The sequence below is a fragment of the Pseudomonas sp. AK-TSAG1-1 genome (assembly GCF_056821665.1).
Map to the genome: position 1 here is coordinate 6,041,401 of NZ_CM165965.1, position 21,149 is coordinate 6,062,549.

At 60.9% G+C, this 21,149-nt stretch carries 16 protein-coding genes; 9 read left to right on the forward strand and 7 right to left on the reverse strand.

The window, feature by feature from the left end; all coding sequences use genetic code 11:
* The first annotated feature begins 172 nt into the window (after nucleotides 1-172).
* From AC1UK9_RS27475 to AC1UK9_RS27500, 6 genes are all read left to right on the forward strand, one after another.
* Entirely contained in the window at nucleotides 173-1,345 is a 1,173-nt protein-coding gene (locus tag AC1UK9_RS27475; protein WP_482578842.1) for a hypothetical protein, read from the forward strand.
* A gap of 73 nt (nucleotides 1,346-1,418) precedes the next feature.
* On the forward strand, nucleotides 1,419-1,961 hold the full coding sequence (locus tag AC1UK9_RS27480; RefSeq protein ID WP_473013929.1) for an adenylyl-sulfate kinase: 543 nt from the start codon (nucleotides 1,419-1,421) through the stop codon (nucleotides 1,959-1,961).
* A gap of 2 nt (nucleotides 1,962-1,963) precedes the next feature.
* Nucleotides 1,964-2,713 carry a class I SAM-dependent methyltransferase gene (locus tag AC1UK9_RS27485; RefSeq protein WP_025113239.1) on the forward strand — a complete coding sequence of 250 codons (750 nt, stop codon included), beginning with the start codon at nucleotides 1,964-1,966 and terminating at the stop codon, nucleotides 2,711-2,713.
* A gap of 6 nt (nucleotides 2,714-2,719) precedes the next feature.
* The gene (locus AC1UK9_RS27490; RefSeq protein WP_482578843.1) at nucleotides 2,720-5,035 is read left to right on the forward strand and encodes a PEP-utilizing enzyme; all 2,316 of its coding nucleotides are present in this window, start codon (nucleotides 2,720-2,722) and stop codon (nucleotides 5,033-5,035) included.
* The gene (locus AC1UK9_RS27495) at nucleotides 5,032-5,649 is read left to right on the forward strand and encodes a gamma-glutamyl-gamma-aminobutyrate hydrolase family protein (protein WP_482578844.1); all 618 of its coding nucleotides are present in this window, start codon (nucleotides 5,032-5,034) and stop codon (nucleotides 5,647-5,649) included. The genes AC1UK9_RS27490 and AC1UK9_RS27495 overlap by 4 nt, the downstream gene beginning before the upstream one ends.
* Nucleotides 5,650-5,656: 7 nt before the next feature.
* Nucleotides 5,657-6,370 (forward strand): phosphocholine cytidylyltransferase family protein, encoded by a 714-nt coding sequence (locus AC1UK9_RS27500; protein WP_025113236.1) that lies wholly within the window; start codon nucleotides 5,657-5,659, stop codon nucleotides 6,368-6,370.
* Between the two features lie 13 nt (nucleotides 6,371-6,383).
* Here AC1UK9_RS27500 and AC1UK9_RS27505 read toward each other — a convergent pair whose 3' ends face one another.
* Together AC1UK9_RS27505 and AC1UK9_RS27510 are read right to left on the reverse strand one after the other, a co-directional pair.
* The gene (locus tag AC1UK9_RS27505; protein WP_482578845.1) at nucleotides 6,384-8,360 is read right to left on the reverse strand and encodes a methyl-accepting chemotaxis protein; all 1,977 of its coding nucleotides are present in this window, start codon (nucleotides 8,358-8,360) and stop codon (nucleotides 6,384-6,386) included.
* Between the two features lie 190 nt (nucleotides 8,361-8,550).
* Nucleotides 8,551-9,471 (reverse strand): LysR substrate-binding domain-containing protein, encoded by a 921-nt coding sequence (locus AC1UK9_RS27510; RefSeq protein ID WP_473013934.1) that lies wholly within the window; start codon nucleotides 9,469-9,471, stop codon nucleotides 8,551-8,553.
* Nucleotides 9,472-9,629: 158 nt separating this feature from the next.
* Between AC1UK9_RS27510 and AC1UK9_RS27515 the strand changes: the two genes are divergently transcribed.
* Entirely contained in the window at nucleotides 9,630-11,027 is a 1,398-nt protein-coding gene (locus AC1UK9_RS27515; protein WP_482578846.1) for a NorM family multidrug efflux MATE transporter, read from the forward strand.
* Nucleotides 11,028-11,135: 108 nt separating this feature from the next.
* Here AC1UK9_RS27515 and AC1UK9_RS27520 read toward each other — a convergent pair whose 3' ends face one another.
* A complete protein-coding gene (locus AC1UK9_RS27520) occupies nucleotides 11,136-12,809 on the reverse strand; it encodes a putative bifunctional diguanylate cyclase/phosphodiesterase (protein ID WP_482578847.1) in 1,674 nt (557 codons plus the stop codon).
* A gap of 254 nt (nucleotides 12,810-13,063) precedes the next feature.
* On the opposite strand from AC1UK9_RS27520, the gene rep reads away from it, so the two are divergent.
* On the forward strand, nucleotides 13,064-15,073 hold the full coding sequence (rep, locus tag AC1UK9_RS27525) for a DNA helicase Rep (protein WP_025113231.1): 2,010 nt from the start codon (nucleotides 13,064-13,066) through the stop codon (nucleotides 15,071-15,073).
* Nucleotides 15,074-15,128: 55 nt separating this feature from the next.
* Nucleotides 15,129-15,701, forward strand: coding sequence for a xanthine phosphoribosyltransferase (locus AC1UK9_RS27530; protein WP_025113230.1), 573 nt, complete (start codon nucleotides 15,129-15,131; stop codon nucleotides 15,699-15,701).
* Nucleotides 15,702-16,736: 1,035 nt separating this feature from the next.
* Here the strand turns inward: AC1UK9_RS27530 and AC1UK9_RS27535 are convergent.
* The 4 genes from AC1UK9_RS27535 to alr all read right to left on the reverse strand — a co-directional run bounded on the left by AC1UK9_RS27535 (nucleotide 16,737) and on the right by alr (nucleotide 21,105).
* A complete protein-coding gene (locus AC1UK9_RS27535; protein WP_482578848.1) occupies nucleotides 16,737-18,659 on the reverse strand; it encodes an acetyl-CoA hydrolase/transferase C-terminal domain-containing protein in 1,923 nt (640 codons plus the stop codon).
* 136 nt (nucleotides 18,660-18,795) lie between these two features.
* Nucleotides 18,796-19,212 carry a c-type cytochrome gene (locus AC1UK9_RS27540; RefSeq protein ID WP_025112727.1) on the reverse strand — a complete coding sequence of 139 codons (417 nt, stop codon included), beginning with the start codon at nucleotides 19,210-19,212 and terminating at the stop codon, nucleotides 18,796-18,798.
* A gap of 182 nt (nucleotides 19,213-19,394) precedes the next feature.
* On the reverse strand, nucleotides 19,395-19,943 hold the full coding sequence (locus AC1UK9_RS27545) for a cupin domain-containing protein (RefSeq protein WP_025112726.1): 549 nt from the start codon (nucleotides 19,941-19,943) through the stop codon (nucleotides 19,395-19,397).
* 88 nt (nucleotides 19,944-20,031) lie between these two features.
* Nucleotides 20,032-21,105: an alanine racemase gene (alr, locus tag AC1UK9_RS27550; RefSeq protein WP_482578849.1), complete on the reverse strand. Its 1,074-nt coding sequence runs from the start codon at nucleotides 21,103-21,105 to the stop codon at nucleotides 20,032-20,034.
* Nucleotides 21,106-21,149 lie beyond the last annotated feature (44 nt).

A 21,149-nucleotide genomic window follows, 5' to 3' on the forward strand; every position in this document is an offset into this window, starting at 1 on the left:
CGGGCAAAACCGTTAAATAAACCAGTGTAGTCACGACTCAAGCCATCTCTGGCTTGCATGCGTATGCCTGGTCGTTAACTTTAATATATATAACTACAAAGTCCTTGTCCGGCGTTATTGGTCAGCTTGATATTGACTTCAATTAAACAAATTTTAAAAGCACAACCTCATCATGAAAAATGTTTTTTTGATCAGTAACGTGGCTGATGGCGGCAAAACCTATCTTGAGTATCTGATTCCGGCGCTCAACTCGCTTCGGGGCAAGTATAACTGTGTCGTGCTGAATACTGACCGTACCGGTTTAAGCAAAGAGGACGTCGAAGCCATCCTCGACTTCCCGGTCAAGCAGGTGGGCAATGATTACATTGCTGGCCTGAAATCGCAGATTGTCATCTCAAATGATGCCTATGCCGGACGCTTGCTGGATGATTCAAACTTTGCCATCTTCATCAGTCACGGCAATGTCGGAATGCCGACCAAAGACAAGTATTACTATGCAGAACTGACCTCGTACTGGGATGCGATCATCTCTTCATCCCGGTCGGGCTTTGATTTGCTTACGGCGGGATTGCAGGCATACCGTCGCGACCGAAAGGCCCTGAAAACGATGCTGACCGATGGGTTGGCCTTGCGTTCGGATATGCGTAACACCAGCCCAGTGGCTACGCTGCCGGTGAAAATTCCCGGCATCTTCGAATCCGCACCGCCATCGCACAAAACCTCGGACGATTATGTTGTCGGGCTTCTGCCGACCCAGCTGGGTATCTGCCCGAACGGAGCGACACTGTATGAAAACCTGCAAACGGTGATCAATGCGGTCAAGTCGCAGATCCCCTACGCAAAATTCATCTTGCGCCCGTACATGGCCGAGCTTTCCCATCCCACAGTGAAAGCGCTGTGCCAGGAACTCGCCGCCTATGAATGGATAACCGTCGACGTGGCCGGCACCAGCAGCACGGTGTTCTACAAACAATGCGACACCATCATTACCGATGCATCCACCGGCGGTGTCTCGTTCATGCTTAATACCTGCAAGTTGCCGATTTACTACGTGCCTTTTACCGACGAAAGCAACCTCACGGTCGACGCCTGGTTAGCGCAAATGGAAAACATGTTGCCCATCGCCAGAAGCAGCGAGGAACTAAGAGATATGGCACTCGGGTTCAGCCTGCTAGGAAAAGAAGAGAGCCACTACATATACAATAAATTCTACCAGGCACAGTACAGTGACTTGCCCCAGTCTCAGGAAGTGTTCCATGACTTGATTGAGTACCGGCACGAGTCGAAGTTCTGTTCGTTCTCGATTGACTCTTTCGGGGACATTAACCAGCGCGACAAACATTAAAATAACGCACGCCTGACCTCATGCGAGGAAACAGCCTGCCGATACACTCGAATCGAACACAAGTCAGAACGCTATGAAATGTGAAGCTGGTGGACAGGTAATCTGGATTACGGGCCTTTCGGGAGCAGGCAAGTCAACGCTGGCCCGTGAGTTCGTCGCCAGACTGCGCACAGCAGGACAATCGGTGGTCATGCTCGATGGCGATGAATTGCGCGAGGTATTCGGCGCAGCCGCCGCCAACTCGCAAAACCATGGCCGTGAAGGGCGACTGGCACTGGCAATGCAATATGCCCACTTGTGCCGGATGATCGCCGCGCAAGGCCAGACCGTGGTGATCGCAACGATTTCGCTGTTTCGCGAAGTCCATGCATGGAATCGCGCTCACCTGCCCGGCTATTTCGAAGTTTATTTGAAGGTCCCGGTCGAGGAGTTGCGGCGCCGCGATCCGAAAGGAATCTACCGTCGATTCGATGCGGGCGAACTGCACAACGTTGCCGGGCTTGATCTGACCATCGACGAGCCGCAAGCGGCAGACTGGCTTGTGGAGTTCGACCCTCAGCGCTCCAGGCAAAGCCTGGCAGAAGATTTGATCAACAAAATTTATAGAAGGAACTGAGTATGAAAACCGAATGGGACTACACCACCCTGGCTGATGCTTACCTGAAACGCCCTGACTACGCCGATGCTGCCATTGACGCCATGCTGTCGATCGCGGGTGCCGAGCAAGGCGACAAGTTCTGTGATGTCGGCGCCGGTGTTGCGCACTTGACCCTGATGCTGGCCGCCCGCGGTCTGGACGTCACGGCAGTGGAACCCAACGATGCGATGCGTGCCAATGGCATCAAGCGCACCGCCGAGCTGGCCAATGTCAAATGGCACGAAGGCACCGGTGAAGTGACCGGGCAAGCAGCGCAAGCATTCGACATGGTCACTTTCGGCAGCTCCTTCAATGTCTGCGACCGTCAGCAGGCGCTCAAGGAAACCGCGCGCATTCTCAAGCCACGTGGCTGGTTTGCCTGCATGTGGAACCACCGCAACCTGGAAGATCCGATTCAGGCGCGCATCGAAGCCATCATCAAAGAACGCGTAGCCGATTATGGCTACGGTACCCGCCGTGAAGACCAGACCGCCGTGATCGACGCCAGTGAGCTGTTTGGCCCGGTCGTGCATCTGGATGCGCGGGTCATCCACGAGCAATCCATCGCAGAGTGCCTGGAAGCCTGGCGCTCCCACGCCACGCTGGAGCGTCAGGCGGGCGCGAAGTTTCACGAAGTCATCAGCGCCATCGACGATTACCTGCAAAGCCTGCAGACGCCGTCGATCCAGATTCCGTACTCGACAAATATCTGGGTCGCTCAGCTGAGATAACGCCTGATGGCCCTGCATTTCTCTACCAAGGCCGGCACCCTGTCGCGCCTGCAAGGGCGGCTCGCGTCGGCACGTATTGCGCCACTGCTCGCGTTCACCGTGGCGCAGTGGCAAGCGGACCGGCGCGCCTGCATTCAGGATCTCCAGGGACGGCTGCCCGCCACCTCCTGGATCGTGCGCTCCAGCTGTGGCCGCGAAGACAGCGCCCAGGCTTCTTTCGCCGGTGCGTTTCTCTCGGTGCCGAATGTCGAGGAAGCAGGGCTTGAGTCGGCGGTTGAACAGGTTATCGCCAGTTATGGCGAGGCGCACCTGAGCGACGAGGTGCTGATTCAGCCCATGCTCGGTAACGTGATTCGCTCCGGCGTGGCATTTTCCCACGACCCGAATACCTGCGCGCCTTATCGAGTGATTAACTGGTCGGAAGGTGACGACACCGCATCGGTCACCGGCGGCATGGGCGGACGGCTCTGGCAGCAGGCGGCGCACAGTCCGGCTTCAGCGCCTGCGTCCCTCTCACCGATCATTGCCTTGCTCGAGGATCTGCTGGACCTGTTCGGCAGTGGTCCCGTCGATTGCGAGTTCGCGGTGACGCGTGAAGCCGACGGCGAGATCTTGTGGCTATTGCAGGCGCGGCCGTTGATTCTGCCGGCACCGGCAGAGTCCGACGCAACGCAGGCTGCACGCCTGCAAAGCATCGAGCGCAAAGTCGCGCGTGGTATGCGCCCGCATCCGTTCCTGATCGGCCAGCGCACCGTCTACGGCGTAATGCCCGACTGGAACCCGGCAGAGATCATCGGTATCCGTCCCAAACCGCTGGCGCTGTCGCTGTATCGCGATCTGGTGACCGACTCCATCTGGGCTTACCAGCGTCACAACTATGGCTACCGCAACTTGCGCAGCTTCCCGCTGATGCCGCATTTTTTCGGTTTGCCGTATATCGATGTGCGTCTGTCATTCAACTCCTTCATCCCGGCCGACCTTGATGAAGGGCTGGCCGGACGGCTGGTCGATTACTACATCGATCGCCTGCTGGCGGAGCCGACCCTGCACGACAAGGTGGAGTTCGAGATCGTTTTCTCCTGCTACACACTGGACCTGTCGCAACAGCTCGAGCGTCTGGCCGATGCGGGCTTTAGCGACCTCGAACTGGAAGCCATCAGCTCCAGTCTGCGCAAGCTGACCAACCGCATCGTGCATCCCAAGGATGGTTTGTGGCGCAGTGACGCCAACAAACTCGACGTGCTCAATGCCCGCCGCGAGGAGCTGCTGGCCTCCAACGCCGACCCGCTCGAACGCATCTACTGGCTGCTGGAAGACGCAAAACGCTACGGCACCCTGCCCTTCGCCGGGCTCGCCCGTGCGGGCTTCGTTGCGGTGCAGATGCTCAGATCGCTGGTCAGCGTCGGGGTCTTCTCGCAGGCCGATTACGATGCGTTCATGGCTGGGGTCTCGACCGTCAGCGGTCAGTTGGCCCGTGATCGGGCGACGCTCGACAAGTCCGCTTTCCTGGCGCGCTATGGACATTTGCGTCCGGGCACCTACGACATTCTGTCGCCGCGCTACGATGAAGCACCGGAGCTCTATTTCGATTGGGACCAGCGGCCAGCCGCCCCCGAACCTCTGCAGCCGTTTTCGCTGACGCTGCCGCAGATGCGCGAGATCGTGAAACTGCTCGAGACCCATGGCCTGCAACCGGACCCGGTGGGACTGCTGGACTTCCTGCAAAACGGCATCGAGCTGCGTGAGCTGGCCAAGTTTCATTTCACCCGCAACCTCTCGGACGCCCTGGCGCTGATCGCGCAGGTCGGCGCCGAGTACGGCATCGACCGTGAAGAGCTGGCCTATTGCGATATCAGCGCCTTCCAGGAGCTGCACGTTGCCGCCGCCGATCCGCAAGACGTGCTGCTGCGCAGTATCGAACAGGGCAAGGCGCGCTACGCCGAAACGCTGAAGGTTTCGCTGCCGCCCGTGATCACCCGCCCGGAAGATGTCTGGAGCTTCGAGTGGCCGGAAACGGCCCCCAACTTCATCACGCAAAAACGTGTGACCGCGCCCGTGGTGCAATGCGATGACCGGGAAAAACTGGCCGGGGCGATTGTCTGCATCCCCAACGCGGATCCCGGGTTCGACTGGTTGTTCGCGTACCCGATTGCCGGGCTGATCACCGCGTGGGGCGGAGCCAATTCGCACATGGCGATTCGTGCCGGTGAACTTGGCCTGCCGGCAGTCATTGGCGCAGGAGAAGTGCTTTACCGGCGCTGGTCGACGGCGGATATCCTGCACCTGGATTGCCCGGGACGCCGGGTGGAGATGATGACATGACGCTTGTCGCTGTCAGTCAGCGCGTGGACCTGCACCCTGAGCGAGGCGAAACGCGCGATGCCCTGGATCAGCGTCTGGTCGGTTTCCTGCTGGCGGCGGGCTTCACTCCCGTGCCGGTACCGAACGGATTGGTCGGCGCCAGCCTCGATCATTGGCTGGCAGCCATAGCACCCCAGGCGTTGGTGTTGTCCGGCGGCAACGACATCGGCCAGTGCCCGGCTCGCGATCACACGGAGGCGTGCCTGCTCGATCACGCCCGCGCACGCAACCTGCCAGTGCTGGGTATCTGCCGCGGCATGCAGATGTTGGGGCATTGGTCTGGCAGCGAACTGAAAGCGGTCAGCGGGCATGTGCGTACCCGGCATCGGCTGTCTGGCCGGATCGTCGCTGACGTAAACAGTTATCACAGCCAGTCTCTCGCCGGTTGCCCGCAAGGCTTTGAAGTCCTGGCGCGCAGTGATGACGGCGAAATCGAAGCGATCCGGCATCTGTTTCTGCCTTGGGAGGGCTGGATGTGGCACCCGGAGCGCGAGGCACAATTTGCATCGCACGACGTTCAGCGAATAAAGCTGTTGTTCGGCGAGGCCGACACCATTCAACAACCGTTGGGATAGCACTGCTGTGAAAGCCATTATTCTGGCTGCCGGACGTGGCAGCCGCATGAAAAGCCTCACCGATGAACGACCAAAGTGTCTGGTCGAATTGCGCGGCAAACCCTTGCTCGAATGGCAACTGCAATCGTTGCGCGCAGCGGGCATCAGTGAAATCGCCGTGGTAACCGGCTACAAGCGCGAATTGTTGGCCGACCGGGGCCTGAGCGAATTTCACAACCCTCGCTGGGCCGACACCAACATGGTGTCGTCGCTGGCCTGCGCCGAGTCCTGGCTTGAGGGCCAGCCATGCATCGTCAGTTATTCGGACATTTTTTACAGCCCGGACGCCGTCCGGTCGCTGATGGCCAGCGAAGCGTCGCTGGCCGTCACCTACGACCCCCATTGGCTGGCGTTGTGGACTCAGCGTTTTGGCGATCCACTGCTGGATGCCGAGACGTTCCGGCTCAATAGCGACAACACGCTGGCCGAAATCGGCAACAAACCGCATTCGGTGGAGGAAGTCGAAGGCCAGTACATGGGGCTGCTGCGCTTCACGCCCGCAGGTTGGGCAGAGGTCGTGCGGCTGCGGGGCGAATTAACCTCGGACCAGTGCGACAAGATGCACATGACCAATACCCTGCAGCGTGTCATCGACGCCGGTCGAGTCGCGATCGAGGCCGTTGCCTATTCAGGAGAATGGGGAGAGGTCGACTCCAGCGAAGACCTCTCCGCGTACCAGTAACCGGCACGCCGCATCAGCGGAAACGATCAACCTCGGAGCGCAGATCGGCGGCCAGCTTCTCCAGTTCCTTGGCGGTGACCGCCAGATTGGAAACCACTTCGCGCTGCTCACTGTTGGCCAGTGCGATGCTCTGCAAATTACTGCTGAGCAACGTCGCCGTGCTGCTCTGCTCCTGCGTCGCCGTAGTGATCGCCGCAAACTGCTGCCCTGCCGAACGGCTCTGCTCATCAATCCGCGCCAGCGCCGAGGCCACGTTGGCATTGCGCGACAGGCCTTCCTGCATCAGCAGATTGCCCTGCTCCATGGTGCTGATGGCGTTGCCGGTTTCCTGCTGGATGCTGTGGATCATCCCGGAGATTTCGTCGGTCGCCTGACGGGTACGCGACGCCAGGTTGCGCACCTCGTCAGCCACCACGGCAAAACCACGGCCCTGCTCACCGGCGCGGGCCGCTTCAATGGCCGCATTGAGGGCCAGCAGGTTGGTCTGTTCGGCAATCGAGGTGATCACACTGACGATGCCGCCGATTTCCTGGGAACGCTGACCGAGGGTGTTGATCACGCTAGCGGTGGTGTTCAGCGCACCAGCGATTTGCTCCAGCGAGGAAGAGGCTTCTTCCATCGAGGTGCGCCCGATCTGGGTCTGCTGGGCATTTTCCTGCGCCAGACGCTGGGTGTTGCCCATGTTGTCGGCGATGTTCAGCGAGGTGGCGCTGAACTCTTCCACCGCACCGGCCATGCTGGTGATCTCGCCCGACTGCTGCTCCATGCCCTCGTACGCGCCACCGGACAACCCGGACAGCGCCTGGGCACGGCTGTTGACCTCTTCCGAGGAGCGGCGAATATGCTCGACCATGGTCGACAGCGCCTGGCTCATCTGGTTGAACGCGCGGGACAACTGGCCGATTTCGTCGTTGCTCGACACATTCAGGCGCACGCTCAGTTCGCCGGCGCCCAAGGCTTCGGCCTGACGTACCAGATCGCCCAGCGGTTGCAGCTTGCTACGCAGCAGCCACATCGCCGCGCCCACCGCGATCAGCATCGCCAGCAGACTGCCGATGGCCAGTTGCGTGCCGACACTCCAGGTCACGGCGCGAATCTCGGATTTCGGCATGCTAGCCACCACCGACCACGGCCCGCCGTCGAACGGTACGGCGATGCTGTAGAAGTCTTCGGCGGTGTCGCTCCAGAACTCGCCTTTACCCGGTTTCCTGGCCAGACCGTTGATCACCGGCACTGCCTGATCCGGTGCCTGCACACCCGCTGGCGCAACCAGCCATTTGTTTTGCTCATCCAACAGCGCCAGCGAGCCGCTCTGACCGATGCGGAAACGCTTGAGGTTGTCGAACTGGGCGTTCTGCGCATCGGTGTAGTCGAAACCGACGAACAACACCGCAATCACCTTGCCGCTGCCGTCGCGCACCGGGGTGTATTGGGTCATGTAGGAACGATCGAACAGCAAGGCGCGACCGACATAGCCCTGTCCCGCCATCAACTTCGCATAGGCCGGGTGCGCATGGTCGAGCAAGGTGCCGATGGCGCGCGTGCCATCCTGTTTGGTCAGCGAGGTGCTGACCCGCACGAAGTCTTCGCCGCTGCGCACAAACAGCGTGGCGACACCGGCGGTCATTTGCTTGAACTCGTCGACTTCCTTGAAGTTGTTGTTCAGCACTTCGCTGCCCAGATGCAGGCCCGGCGTCTGGGTACCGGCAACCGTCACCGGCTCATCCGCGTGAATGCTCAGGCCCGCGCTGAAGCGTTTCTCGAACAATCCGCTCAGGCGCTGCGTACTTTCGCGCAGCGTGCCGTGGAAGGTACTCAACTGATCGGCCAGCAGCCGCGCCTCACTGGCGAGGTGTTCTTCACGGGTGGCGAGGTTGGCGGTATCCAGCGAACGCAGGGCGAACACCGTACTGCCACTGATGACGATCGCAAGGATCACAGCGAGCGCGAGGCCCAGCTGCGAGGCGATCCGGGCGCGAGGTTGAGACATGGACAGCTCCTGGCCGAGCCACCGGATCCTCCCTGATCGCAGCATCTGCTCGGAAATTTTCTAATATGGGGGGTGAAATCGTGGAAACCGGCACGACGGTCCCACCTGCTCATTTTCGGCGGTAAAAGCGAATACTTGAGTAAACAGCGGGGTTATGGCGCAAGGCCGGCATTGTGGCGGCTCGAACGTTTCAGCTCAAGCGCTCGACCACCGGCAGCGCCATCGCGCGCACTTCGCCTTGCAGGAAGTCGCTGAGGCGGCGCAAACGCTCACCTCCCGGCCGGGTCTTCGGCCACACCAGGTAATAATTCAGCCCGCTGGCGACGGCGGTCGGCCACGGCAGGCTCAAGCGCCCTTGCGCCACATCCTCGGCAACCATCAGCAGATCGCCCATCGACACACCGTAACCGCGCGCCGCCGCGATCATCCCCAGTTCAAGGGTATCGAACACCTGTCCGCCCTTGAGCGAGACCTGATCGGACAGCCCCATGTGCTCCAGCCAACTGCGCCAGTCACGCCGATCCGGGGTCGGGTGCAGCAACTCGGTGGCGGCCAGGCGCGCGACATCCCAGGGTTGATCGTTCAGCAGGTTCGGTGCACCGACCGGAATCAGCTCTTCGGGAAACAGCAGGCTGGCCTCCCAATCCGGCGGGAAATGCCCGTCACTGAGCAGCACCGCGCAGTCGAAAGGCTCGTTGTTGAAGTCGACCGAGTCCACGTCCATCCAGGCACTGGTCAGTTGCACCTCGTTGCCCGGTTGCAGATGACGGAAGCGGCTGAGCCGCGCCAGCAGCCAGCGCATGGTCAGGGTCGACGGTGCTTTCATGCGCAGGATGTCGTCTTCGGCGCGCAAGGTGTTGCAGGCGCGCTCAAGCGCAGCAAAGCCGTCGCGAATCCCCGGCAACAGCATCCGGGCGGACTCGGTGAGTTGCAGGTTGCGTCCGCTGCGATGAAACAGCTTGCAGGCAAAATGCTCTTCAAGCGTACGAATGTGCCGACTCACCGCGCTCTGGGTGATCGACAGTTCCTCAGCGGCGCGGGTGAACGAACTGTGCCGCGCTGCCGCTTCGAATGCGCGCAGGGCATACAAGGGAGGAAGACGACGAGACATATACCAAGCTCCAGTAGCGGGATGCAGCCAACCTGGCAGAATCCGTTCATGATGAGTTTTAATCATGCCACCCATCCTTTTTATCCCTTTGTGCAAACGCTGCCAAGCGCCGAGAATCGACGGTCCCCTGTTCCCTCTTTCAATGAGTGGTGATGACCATGCAGCATCCTGTGCGTACCGAACTCTGGGCCATCCTGCGGCTGGCGGGGCCGTTGATTGCTTCACAGTTGGCGCACATGCTGATGGTGCTGACCGACACCTTGATGATGGCGCGATTGAGCCCTGAAGCGTTGGCCGGTGGCGGGCTAGGGGCTGCGAGCTATTCGTTCGTGTCGATTTTCTGCATCGGCGTGATCGCGGCGGTCGGCACCCTGGTGGCGATTCGCAAGGGGGCCGGCGACATTATCGGCGCCGCACGCCTGACTCAGGCCGGGTTGTGGCTGGCGTGGCTGATGGCGCTCGGCGCTGCGCTGCTGCTGTGGAACCTCAAACCGGTGTTGCTGCTGTTCGGCCAGACCGAAACCAACGTCAACGCCGCCGGGCAGTTCCTGATTGCCCTGCCGTTCGCCCTGCCCGGCTACCTGAGCTTCATGGCCCTGCGCGGCTTCACCAGCGCGATTGGTCGGGCGACGCCGGTGATGGTCATCAGCCTTGGCGGCACCGTCGCCAACTTCCTGCTGAATTACGCGCTGATCACCGGCATGTTCGGCCTGCCGAAATTGGGCCTGACGGGCATCGGCCTGGTCACGGCGATTGTCGCCAACTGCATGGCGCTGGCGCTGGCCTGGCACATCCGTCGGCATCCGGCCTACGACGCTTATCCGTTGCGCGCGGGCCTGTCGCGGCCGAATCGCCAGTACCTCAAAGAGCTGTGGCGTCTCGGTCTGCCAATCGGCGGCACCTATGCAGTAGAAGTCGGCTTGTTCGCCTTCGCCGCGCTGTGCATGGGCACCATGGGCAGCACGCAACTGGGCGCACACCAGATCGCCCTGCAGATCGTTTCGGTGGCGTTCATGGTGCCGGCGGGGATGTCCTACGCGATCACCATGCGCGTTGGCCAGCATTACGGCGCCGGGCAACTGGGCGATGCGCGGATGTCCGGGCGGGTCGGCATCGTATTCGGCGCGGTAGTGATGTTGGGTTTTGCAATGGTGTTCTGGTTGCTGCCGAACCAGTTGGTCGGCCTGTTTCTGGACCATGACGACCCGGCGTTTGCCGAGGTGATTCGTCTGGCCGTGAGCCTGCTGGCCGTGGCGGCGTGGTTCGAGTTGTTTGACGGCACGCAGACCATCGCCATGGGTTGCATTCGCGGGCTCAAGGATGCCAAGACCACGTTCCTGGTCGGCCTTGGTTGCTATTGGCTGATCGGCGCGCCAGCGGCGTGGTGGATGGCGTTCCACTTGAACTGGGGGCCGACCGGCGTGTGGTGGGGGCTGGCGCTGGGCCTGGCGTGTGCGGCGGTGAGCCTGACGCTGGCGTTTGAATGGAAGATGAAGCGGATGATTCGGCTGGAGCCGGCGCCATCAAATCAATACACCGTCGCCCAGCCTGACTGAGTACCCTTGTAGGAGTGAGCCTGCTCGCGATGGCGGTGTATCAGACCAATCATCATTGCCTGACACACCGCCATCGCGAGCAGGCTCACTCCTACAAGGGATAGGTGTTTAGCTGACGATTTCCAGGGCTGGTTGCTGGCTTGAGCCGAACGTCAGGTACTCCACCAACTCCGCCAACGGCAACGGCCGGCTGATCAGATAGCCCTGCACCTGATCACAGCCAAAGCCGCGCAGTAGTTCCAGTTGCTCCGGCGTCTCGACCCCTTCCGCCACCACTTCCAGGTGCAGGTTGTGCGCGAGGTTGATCATCGCGTGCACCAGTTTGCGGTTCTCTTCGCGCTGTTCCATGCCACCAACGAAGCTCTTGTCGATCTTCAGCAAGGTGATCGGCAGGCTGTTGAGGTGCACGAACGATGAAAACCCGGTGCCGAAGTCGTCCAGCGAGAAACGCACGCCGAGGCGGCCGAGGGCGTCCATGGTCTGCTTGACCAGATCGCTGCGGCGCATCACGGCGGTCTCGGTCAGCTCGAACTCCAGCCACTGCGCCTCGACCCCTCGCTCAGCGATCAACCGGCTCAATGTCGGTAACAGCTGACTGTCCTGAAACTGGCGGAACGACAGGTTGATCGCCATGTGCAGCGCTGGCAGGCCTCGCTCGCGCAAGGCCTGCATGTCACGCAGGGCCCGGGAAATCACCCAGTAACCCAGTGGCACGATCAACCCGCTCTGTTCGGCCAGCGGCACGAATTCGCTCGGCGGCAGCAGACCCCGCTCGCCATGACGCCAGCGCACCAGCGCTTCGAGGCCGACAATCTGGCCGTCCTCAAGATTAAGCCGTGGCTGGTAATGCAACTCCAGCTCATCGCGACGCAAAGCCCTGCGCAGCTCGCTTTCGAGGTCGGCCATGCTCCGCGCATTGCGGTTGATGCGTTCGTTGAAGATGTGGAAGGTGCAGCCCTGGGTGCTCTTGGCCTGCTGCATGGCGATGTGCGCATGCCACATCAGCGGGTCGGCGCCACCTTGTGCGCGGGCGTGGGCGATGCCAAGGCTGGAGCCGATCAACAGGCTTTCGCCATCGACCCAATACGGTTCGGACAAGGCTTCAGTGATGCGTTCGGCCATCCACTCGGCGCGTTGCGGCGCACGCCGGGTGTCGATCAGCAGGGCAAACTCGTCGCTGCCCAGGCGCGCCAGTTGATCACCGGCCTCCAGCTGGCTTTTCAGCCGCGCAACGACCTGCAGGATCAGGCGATCGCCGGCCTGATGGCCAAGGGCATCGTTGGCATGCCGAAAGTTGTCGAGATCGAGATGCCCGAGGGCCAGGCCACGTCCGTCATTCTCTGCGAGGCGCGCTGTGAGCAAGGTCTGGAACCCCTGGCGATTGGCGATGCCGGTCAGCGGATCCTGTTCAGCGAGGCGTTGCAGGGTGTTTTCCAGCACGCCGCGCTCACGCACATGGCGCAGGCAACGACGCAGCATGCCGGCGTCGAGGGCGTCGAACACCAGCCAGTCGCTGACGCCATCGGGCGCGGTGGCCGGTTCGTGATCCAGCAGCAACACTGTCGGCAGGCTGCAACGGCCCGGGGCCGGCTGCAACGCGGCAACGGTCAACAACACCGCATGGCGGTTGTCTTCGAACAGACTGCTGACCGACTCCCAGCTCGGCGCGCTGATCAGCACCGCCGCGCTCCCCATCGGAGCCAGACACTCGCGCAATAACGCTGTCCACGCTGGCTCTTCGGCCAGTAGCAGCAAACGCAAGGGTTCGACAGGCGTAGACAAGCTAGCTCCCTAGACTCTGCAATGATGTGGGCGGGGCATTATGCCGTTGCGATGTTCAATGACAACGATTATCAGAACGTTATTTTGTGTCACGAATGAGAACATTAGCCGCAAAATCACCGTGCATCCTCCGCGAAAGTAACAAAACCGGCAAATTTGAATCGCGCGGTGCGTCACAAGTCGGAGAGAGCAGCACAAATCGCTGAGCCTGTTAAAATGCCGGCCCATTTCGTCAACGACTCCCGAATTTTCGTATGTCCCGACTCAATCCCCGGCAGCAAGAAGCCGTGAACTACGTCGGCGGCCCTCTATTGGTGCTCGCCGGCGCTGGCTCCGGCAAGACCAGCGTGATCACGCGCAAAATCGCGCATCTGATCCAGAACTGCGGCATCCGCGCCCAGTACATCGTCGCCATGACCTTTACCAACAAGGCCGCGCGCGAGATGAAGGAGCGGGTCGGGACGCTGCTGCGCGCCGGCGAAGGTCGCGGCCTGACAGTCTGCACCTTCCACAACCTGGGCCTGAACATCATCCGCAAGGAACACGTGCGGCTGGGCTACAAACCCGGTTTCTCGATCTTTGACGAGACCGACGTCAAAGCGCTGATGACCGACATCATGCAGAAGGAATACGCGGGCGACGACGGTGTCGACGAGATCAAGAACATGATCGGCGCCTGGAAAAACGACCTGATCCTGCCGCCGCAGGCGCTGGAGAACGCGCGTAATCCGAAAGAGCAGACCGCCGCCATCGTCTACACCCACTACCAGCGCACGCTCAAGGCGTTCAACGCAGTGGACTTCGACGACCTGATCCTGCTGCCGGTAAAGCTCTTCGAAGAGCATGCCGACATTCTTGAAAAGTGGCAGAACAAGGTGCGTTACCTGCTGGTCGACGAATACCAGGACACCAACGCCAGCCAGTACCTGCTGGTGAAAATGCTCATCGGCAAACGCAACCAGTTCACCGTGGTGGGCGACGACGACCAGTCGATCTACGCCTGGCGCGGCGCGCGGCCGGAAAACCTGATGCTGCTCAAGGACGATTATCCGTCCCTGAAAGTGGTGATGCTGGAGCAGAACTACCGCTCCACCAGCCGCATCCTGCGTTGCGCCAACGTGCTGATCTCGAACAACCCGCACGAATTCGAAAAACAGCTGTGGAGTGAGATGGGCCACGGTGACGAGATCCGCGTGATCCGCTGCCGCAACGAGGACGCCGAAGCCGAGCGCGTGGCCATGGAAATCCTCAGCCTGCACTTGCGCACCGATCGCCCGTACAGCGATTTCGCGATCCTCTATCGCGGCAACTACCAGGCCAAGCTGATCGAGCTGAAACTGCAGCACCATCAGGTGCCGTACCGTCTGAGCGGCGGTAACAGCTTCTTCGGCCGTCAGGAAGTGAAGGACTTGATGGCCTACTTCCGCCTGATCGTGAACCCGGACGACGACAACGCCTTCCTGCGGGTGATCAACGTGCCGCGCCGGGAAATCGGCTCCACGACTCTGGAAAAGCTCGGCAACTACGCCACCGAGCGCAAGATCTCGATGTACGCCGCCACCGACGAAATCGGTCTGGGCGAGCATCTGGACAGCCGCTTCACCGATCGCCTGTCGCGCTTCAAGCGCTTCATGGACAAGGTCCGTGAGCAGTGCGCCGGCGAAGACCCGATCTCGGCGCTGCGCAGCATGGTCATGGACATCGACTACGAGAACTGGCTGCGCACCAACAGCTCCAGCGACAAGGCTGCGGACTACCGGATGAGCAACGTCTGGTTCCTCATCGAAGCCTTGAAGAACACCCTGGAAAAAGACGAAGACGGCGAGATGACCGTCGAGGACGCCATCGGCAAACTGGTCCTGCGCGACATGCTGGAACGTCAGCAGGAAGAGGAAGACGGCGCCGAAGGCGTGCAGATGATGACCCTGCATGCGTCCAAGGGCCTGGAATTCCCCTACGTGTTCATCATGGGCATGGAAGAGGAAATTCTCCCGCACCGCTCCAGCATCGAAGCCGACACCATCGAAGAGGAGCGCCGCCTGGCCTACGTGGGCATCACCCGCGCGCGTCAGACCCTGGCGTTCACCTTCGCCGCCAAGCGCAAACAGTACGGCGAGATCATCGATTGCGCGCCAAGCCGCTTCCTCGATGAGCTGCCGCCGGACGATCTGGCGTGGGAAGGCAACGACGACACACCGACCGAAGTCAAAGCCGTGCGAGGCAATAGCGCACTGGCTGATATACGCGCGATGTTAAAGCGCTAGAATTGACCACTTTTTTAAAGCTTAGGGCGCACAAGCGCTGAACGAGGACAGCTTCATGGAAGCATTGCACCAGAAAATCCGCGAACAAGGCATCGTGCTTTCCGATCAGGTCCTGAAAGTCGACGCCTTTCTGAACCACCAGATCGACCCGGCCCTGATGAAGCTGATCGGCGACGAATTCGCCACGCTGTTCAAGGACTCCGGCATCACCAAGATCGTTACCATCGAGGCCTCGGGCATTGCTCCGGCGATCATGACCGGTCTGAACCTCGGCGTGCCGGTGATCTTCGCCCGCAAACACCAGTCCCTGACCCTGACGGAAAACCTGCTGTCGGCGACCGTTTACTCGTTCACCAAGCAGACCGAAAGCACCGTGGCCATCTCCCCGCGTCACCTGACCAGCAGCGATCGCGTGCTGATCATCGACGACTTCCTGGCCAACGGTAAGGCATCGCAGGCGCTGATCTCGATCATCAAGCAGGCTGGCGCCACCGTGGCCGGCCTGGGCATCGTGATCGAGAAGTCGTTCCAGGGCGGCCGTGCCGAGCTGGATTCGCAGGGCTATCGCGTTGAATCGCTGGCTCGCGTCAAATCGCTGAAGGATGGCGTTGTCACCTTCATCGAATAACGCCACAGCGCATTCCCCCTGTGGGAGCAGGCTTGCTCGCGAAGGCGTCGTGCCAGTCGACAAATTCTTTGACTGATCGGGCGCTTTCGCGAGCAAGCCCGCTCCTACAGTTGTTTTGGGTCAGGCCGTTAGTTCGCGGTGGTGTTCGGGGCGGATGGCTTCGATACCGTCACCGTTAACCCGCAACAGCGCATTCCCCCTGTGGGAGCGGGCTTGCTCGCGAAGGCGTCGTGCCAGTCGACAAATTCTTTGACTGATCAGGCGCTTTCGCGAGCAAGCCCGCTCCCACAGTTGGTTTGGGTCAGGCCGTTAGTTCGCGGTGGTGTTCGGGGCGGATGGCTTCGATACCGTCACCGTTAACCCGCAACATCGCATTCCCCTTGTGGGAGCGGGCTTGCTCGCGAAGGCGTCGTGTCAGTCGACATATTCTTTGACTGATCGGGCGCTTTCGCGAGCAAGCCCGCTCCCACAGTTGTTTTTGGGTCAGGCCGTTAGTTCGCGCGGGTCTTCGGGGCGGATAGCTTCGATACCGTCACCGTTAACCCGCAACATCGCATTCCCCCTGTGGGAGCGGGCTTGCTCGCGAAGGCGTCGTGCCAGTCGACAAATTCTTTGACTGATCGGGCGCTTTCGCGAGCAAGCCCGCTCCCACAGTTGTTTTGGGTCAGGCCGTTAGTTCGCGGTGGTGTTCGGGGCGGATGGCTTCGATACCGTCACCGTTAACCCGCAACAGCGCATTCCCCCTGTGGGAGCGGGCTTGCTCGCGAAGGCGTCGTGTCAGTCGACAAATTCTTTGACTGATCGGGCGCTTTCGCGAGCAAGCCCGCTCCCACAGTTGGTTTGGGTCAGGCCGTTAGTTCGCGGTGGTGTTCGGGGTGGATGGCTTCGATACCGTCACCGTTAACCCGCAACATCGCATTCCCCCTGTGGGAGCAGGCTTGCTCGCGAAGGCGTCGTGCCAGTCGACAAATTCTTTGACTGATCGGGCGCTTTCGCGAGCAAGCCCGCTCCCACAGTTGGTTTTGCGGTGGGTGGTTATTGGGCGGTGGCTTTGAGGCCGGTGAGGAGCAGGCGCTGGAAGAGGTCTTCTTTCAGGCCTTCCGGGTGTGTCAGTTGCATGCGTTCCAGGTGGTCGGGGAATGTCGAGGCATCGGGTGCGTCGAGGGCTGCTTTGCCAAGTTCCAGAATCTCGGTCAGCTTGAACTTGCTCTTCAGCCAGTTCAGCGCCCGCAGCAGATCCCGCTCGATCGCCGTGAAATCACAGCCCAACGGATACTCCGGAAACAGGTTCGGATGCCTCGCGGCAATCGCCTGTAAACGCTGCGGCGTGTTCTCGGCAAAGCGTGGATCGAGATGGAAATCCTTCGGCAGCTTGCCGACCTTCTGCGCCTGTTCGATCAGCCCCGGTTGAAAGCGTGAATCGCTGATATTGAGCAACGCCTCGATCACCACCGCATCGGATTTGCCGCGCAGATCGGCGATGCCGTACTCGGTAACCACGATGTCACGCAGATGCCGCGGGATCGTGCAGTGGCCGTATTCCCAGACAATATTCGAACTGACTTCGCCACCGGATTCGCGCCAGCTGCGCAGGATCAGAATCGAGCGCGCATCGTGCAGCGCGTGGCCCTGGGCAACGAAGTTGTACTGCCCGCCAACGCCGCTGAGCACCCGCCCGTCTTCCAGCTGATCGGCTACACCCGCGCCCATCAGCGTCATGGTGAACACGGTGTTGATGAACCGTGCATCGAGGCGCTGCAATCGCTTGAGTTCCTCCTGCCCGTACAGCTCGTTGATGTAGCTGATGCGGGTCATGTTGAATTCGAGGCGCTTGCTCTGCGGTAACTCGCGCAGGCGCTCGTAGAAACTGCGCGGGCCGAGGAAGAAACCGCCGTGCACCGAGATGCCATCGGTTTGCGCCGCTTCATCGAGGGTGCCGGCGTTGGCCTGTTCCTGAGTCTGTACGTCGGGGTAAACCTTGCGCCGGATGATCCCGGCGTCCGCCAGCACCAGCAGACCGTTGACGAACATTTCACTGCAGCCATACAGGCCTTTGGCGAAGGGTGCGGTGCCGCCTTCGCGCTCGATCAACTGCGCCCACTGGCTGAGGTTGAGGTCGTTGAGCAGGGCCTGATAACCGGCGTTATCCGCTTGCCGCGCGAGCAGCGCCGCGGTCAGCGCATCGCCCATCGAGCCGATGCCGATCTGCAAGGTGCCGCCGTCACGCACCAGGGTGCTGGCGTGCAGGCCGATGAAATGATCCTGAAATCCCACCGGCATGTTCGGCGTGGAAAACAGCGTGCTGCTGTCCTTCGCGTCGATCAGCAGGTCGAAGGTGTCGATATCGACTTCGGCATCGCCGGGCATGTACGGCAGCTCGGTGTGTACCTGACCGACCAGCAGAATGGTCTCCCCCGCATCGCGGCGCTTGGCGATCATCGGCAACAGGTCGAGAGTGATGTCCGGGTTGCAGCTCAGGCTCAACCGGTCGGGGTGTTCGCTGCTGCTGGCGAGCAACTGCGCCACCAGGTTCAGGCCGGCAGCGTTGATGTCGCGGGCGGCGTGGCTGTAGTTGCTGCTGACGTAATCCTGCTGGGCCGGCGCGCTATTGAGCAGGCTGCCGGGCTGCATGAAGAACTGTTCGATGCGGATGTTGGTGGGGAGGCTGTCACGCTGCAGGTCGGCGAGGAAATCGAATTCGGGGTAGTCACCGAATACCCGCTCGACAAAGGGTTCGATGAAGCGCTTCTGCAAACCGTCGCCCAGCGTCGGCCGCCCCAGACACAGCGCGGTGTAGATCGTCAGTTGCCGTTCGGGCAGGTCCTTGATGCGCCGGTACAGCGCGTTGACGAAATGATTGGGTTTGCCCAGCCCCAGCGGCATGCCCATGTGGATATGCGCCGGCAAGCGTGCGAGCACCTCGTCCACTGCCTGTTCGATCGAACACAACTGCACCATCTGAAGCCTCCTGCCCGTTCCGTGAATAGAGGTACGACCGAGATTGCCCTGAGTTTGCTGCAAAGGACAGCCCGCGCCGTGAATCGCGGGCACAAAAAAACCGTCCGAAGACGGCTTTTTTCGTCAGAAGCGTGGCTTATTTCAGGCCGGACATCTTCTGGATAGCGCCCTTCAACTCGTCATCCGAGCAGTCGGCGCAGGTGCCTTTCGGCGGCATCGAGTTCAGGCCGGTGATGGCTTTGGCCAGCAGGCCGTCGAGGCCACCCTGGTGATCGGCGCGGTCTTTCCAGGCCGCCGCGTCACCGATTTTCGGTGCGCCCAACAGGCCCGTACCGTGGCAAGCGTTGCAATGTTTTGCAATCACTTCATCAGGCGTCTTCGCCCCGCCACCGCCGCCAGCGGAGGCTGCCACTTCCATACCCTTGCATTCCTGCCCCTGAACGCACACCTGGCCGACCGGCTCGAGGCGCTTGGCAATGTCGTCATTCGTCGCAGCTTGAGCGCTGACAGCCCAGAGGGCCAGTACGGTTGCTGGTGCGGCCAGCATTTTCATAATTAGGTTCACGCGTTCACCCTCAATGGTGGCTATTCACGCCTGCGGCCACGGTTCGCAGGCGGGCGCAAGTATAGCGGGTAGCCCGCCACACTGAAACAACCCCATAGTCGAAGGGGTTATACCGCGCAGTGGAAAAACTCTTCGGATGCCTTCGCCGTCATGGCTTGGCACCTCTCTTTTCAAAAATTCGCCGGCGTGGCTGCGCTGATTAGTCGCGCAGGCAAGTCGAACGGATTACGGAAACGATGCGGCTTGGTACTTTCAAAGTAGTAGCTGTCGCCGGCTTCGAGAATAAAAGTTTCCAGCCCCACCACCAATTCCAGACGCCCTTCAACCAGAATCCCGGTTTCCTCGCCTTCATGGGTGAGCATTTCTTCGCCGGTATCTGCGCCCGGCGGGTAGATTTCGTTGAGGAACGCGATAGCCCGGCTCGGGTGCGCGCGACCGACCAGTTTCATGGTCACGGCGCCGTCGGAAATGTCGATCAGCTCGTTGGCCTTGTAGACGATCTGGGTCGGAATTTCCTGCAGGATTTCTTCGGAAAAGAACTCGACCATGGACATGGGGATGCCGCCCAGCACCTTTCTCAGCGAACTGATCGAAGGGCTGACGCTATTCTTTTCGATCATCGAAATGGTGCTGTTGGTGACGCCCGCGCGTTTGGCGAGTTCACGCTGGGAAAGCCCTTTGAGCTTGCGGATCGATTGCAGTCGTTCACCGACGTCCAAGGCGGGAGCCTCCTGATGTTGTAAGAATATTGAGCGTTATCATGGCGACAGCGTTCAGTATTTACAACACTTGGCCCCCGCAGCGGCCTCAACCCTCGGAATAGAGCCTTGGCACTCGACGCAGGTTGCAGAAGATCTGGTACGGAATGGTGTCGGCCCACTGCGCCACTTCGCTGGCGAGGATGTTTTTGCCCCACAGCTCAACGGTCGAACCCAGGTCGGCGTCCGGCACATCGGTAAGGTCGACGCAGAGCATGTCCATCGATACGCGACCGAGAATCCGGCTGCGCTTGCCGGCCACCAGCACCGGCGTGCCGGTCGGTGCCTGACGCGGGTAGCCATCGGCATACCCCATGGCGACCACGCCGATGCGCATCGGTTTGTCGGTGATGAACCTGGCGCCATAACCAATCGGCTCGCCGGCGGGCAGTTCACGTACGCAGATGACTTTCGATTCGAGGGTCATCACCGGTTGCAGGCGCTCGGCCACGGCGTTGGCTTCTTCGAACGGGGTCGCGCCGTAGAGCATGATGCCCGGGCGCACCCAGTCGCTGTGGATCTGCGGCCAGCCGAGCACGGCGGGCGAGTTGCGCAGGCTGACTTCGGCAGCCAGGCCCTGGCGCGCAGCCTCGAACACCGCGACCTGATCGGCGCTGCTCTGTTCGTGCAGCTCATCGGCGCGGGCGAAATGGCTCATCAGCACGATCTTCGCCACTTTGCCGCTGGCCAGCAGACGCTGGTAGGCCGCCGCGTAATCCTTCGGATGCAGACCAACACGGTGCATGCCCGAATCGAGCTTGAGCCACACGGTGATCGGTTTGCTCAAGGCCGCCTGCTCAATCGCTTCGAGCTGCCACAGCGAATGCACCACACACCAGAAATCATGCTCGACGATCAGCGCCAGCTCATCGGCTTCGAAGATGCCTTCGAGCAACAACACCGGTGCCTTGATCCCGGCGGCGCGCAGCTCCAGCGCCTCTTCGATGCAGGCGACGGCAAATCCGTCGGCTTCGGCTTCCAGCGCCTGGGCGCAACGCACTGCGCCGTGACCGTAGGCATCAGCCTTGATCACCGCCAGCGCCTTGGCGCCGGTGACTTCGCGGGCAATTCGGTAGTTGTGGCGCAGGGCTTCTAGGTCGATCAGGGCACGGGCAGGACGCATGGCGGCAGACTTCTAGGCGGTCATGGGAAGAAAAACCGGCGCTG

What these genes read in the sequence shown, in the direction of transcription:
- AC1UK9_RS27505 (WP_482578845.1), bottom strand. Translation starts at nt 8,360, where the DNA reads ATGTCTCAACCTCGCGCCCGGATCGCCTCGCAGCTGGGCCTCGCGCTC.
- AC1UK9_RS27535 (WP_482578848.1), bottom strand. Translation starts at nt 18,659, where the DNA reads ATGGTGCAGTTGTGTTCGATCGAACAGGCAGTGGACGAGGTGCTCGCA.
- AC1UK9_RS27515 (WP_482578846.1), top strand. Translation starts at nt 9,630, where the DNA reads ATGCAGCATCCTGTGCGTACCGAACTCTGGGCCATCCTGCGGCTGGCG.
- alr (WP_482578849.1), bottom strand. Translation starts at nt 21,105, where the DNA reads ATGCGTCCTGCCCGTGCCCTGATCGACCTAGAAGCCCTGCGCCACAAC.
- AC1UK9_RS27510 (WP_473013934.1), bottom strand. Translation starts at nt 9,471, where the DNA reads ATGTCTCGTCGTCTTCCTCCCTTGTATGCCCTGCGCGCATTCGAAGCG.
- AC1UK9_RS27485 (WP_025113239.1), top strand. Translation starts at nt 1,964, where the DNA reads ATGAAAACCGAATGGGACTACACCACCCTGGCTGATGCTTACCTGAAA.
- AC1UK9_RS27490 (WP_482578843.1), top strand. Translation starts at nt 2,720, where the DNA reads ATGGCCCTGCATTTCTCTACCAAGGCCGGCACCCTGTCGCGCCTGCAA.
- AC1UK9_RS27475 (WP_482578842.1), top strand. Translation starts at nt 173, where the DNA reads ATGAAAAATGTTTTTTTGATCAGTAACGTGGCTGATGGCGGCAAAACC.
- rep (WP_025113231.1), top strand. Translation starts at nt 13,064, where the DNA reads ATGTCCCGACTCAATCCCCGGCAGCAAGAAGCCGTGAACTACGTCGGC.
- AC1UK9_RS27530 (WP_025113230.1), top strand. Translation starts at nt 15,129, where the DNA reads ATGGAAGCATTGCACCAGAAAATCCGCGAACAAGGCATCGTGCTTTCC.
- AC1UK9_RS27480 (WP_473013929.1), top strand. Translation starts at nt 1,419, where the DNA reads ATGAAATGTGAAGCTGGTGGACAGGTAATCTGGATTACGGGCCTTTCG.
- AC1UK9_RS27540 (WP_025112727.1), bottom strand. Translation starts at nt 19,212, where the DNA reads ATGAAAATGCTGGCCGCACCAGCAACCGTACTGGCCCTCTGGGCTGTC.
- AC1UK9_RS27495 (WP_482578844.1), top strand. Translation starts at nt 5,032, where the DNA reads ATGACGCTTGTCGCTGTCAGTCAGCGCGTGGACCTGCACCCTGAGCGA.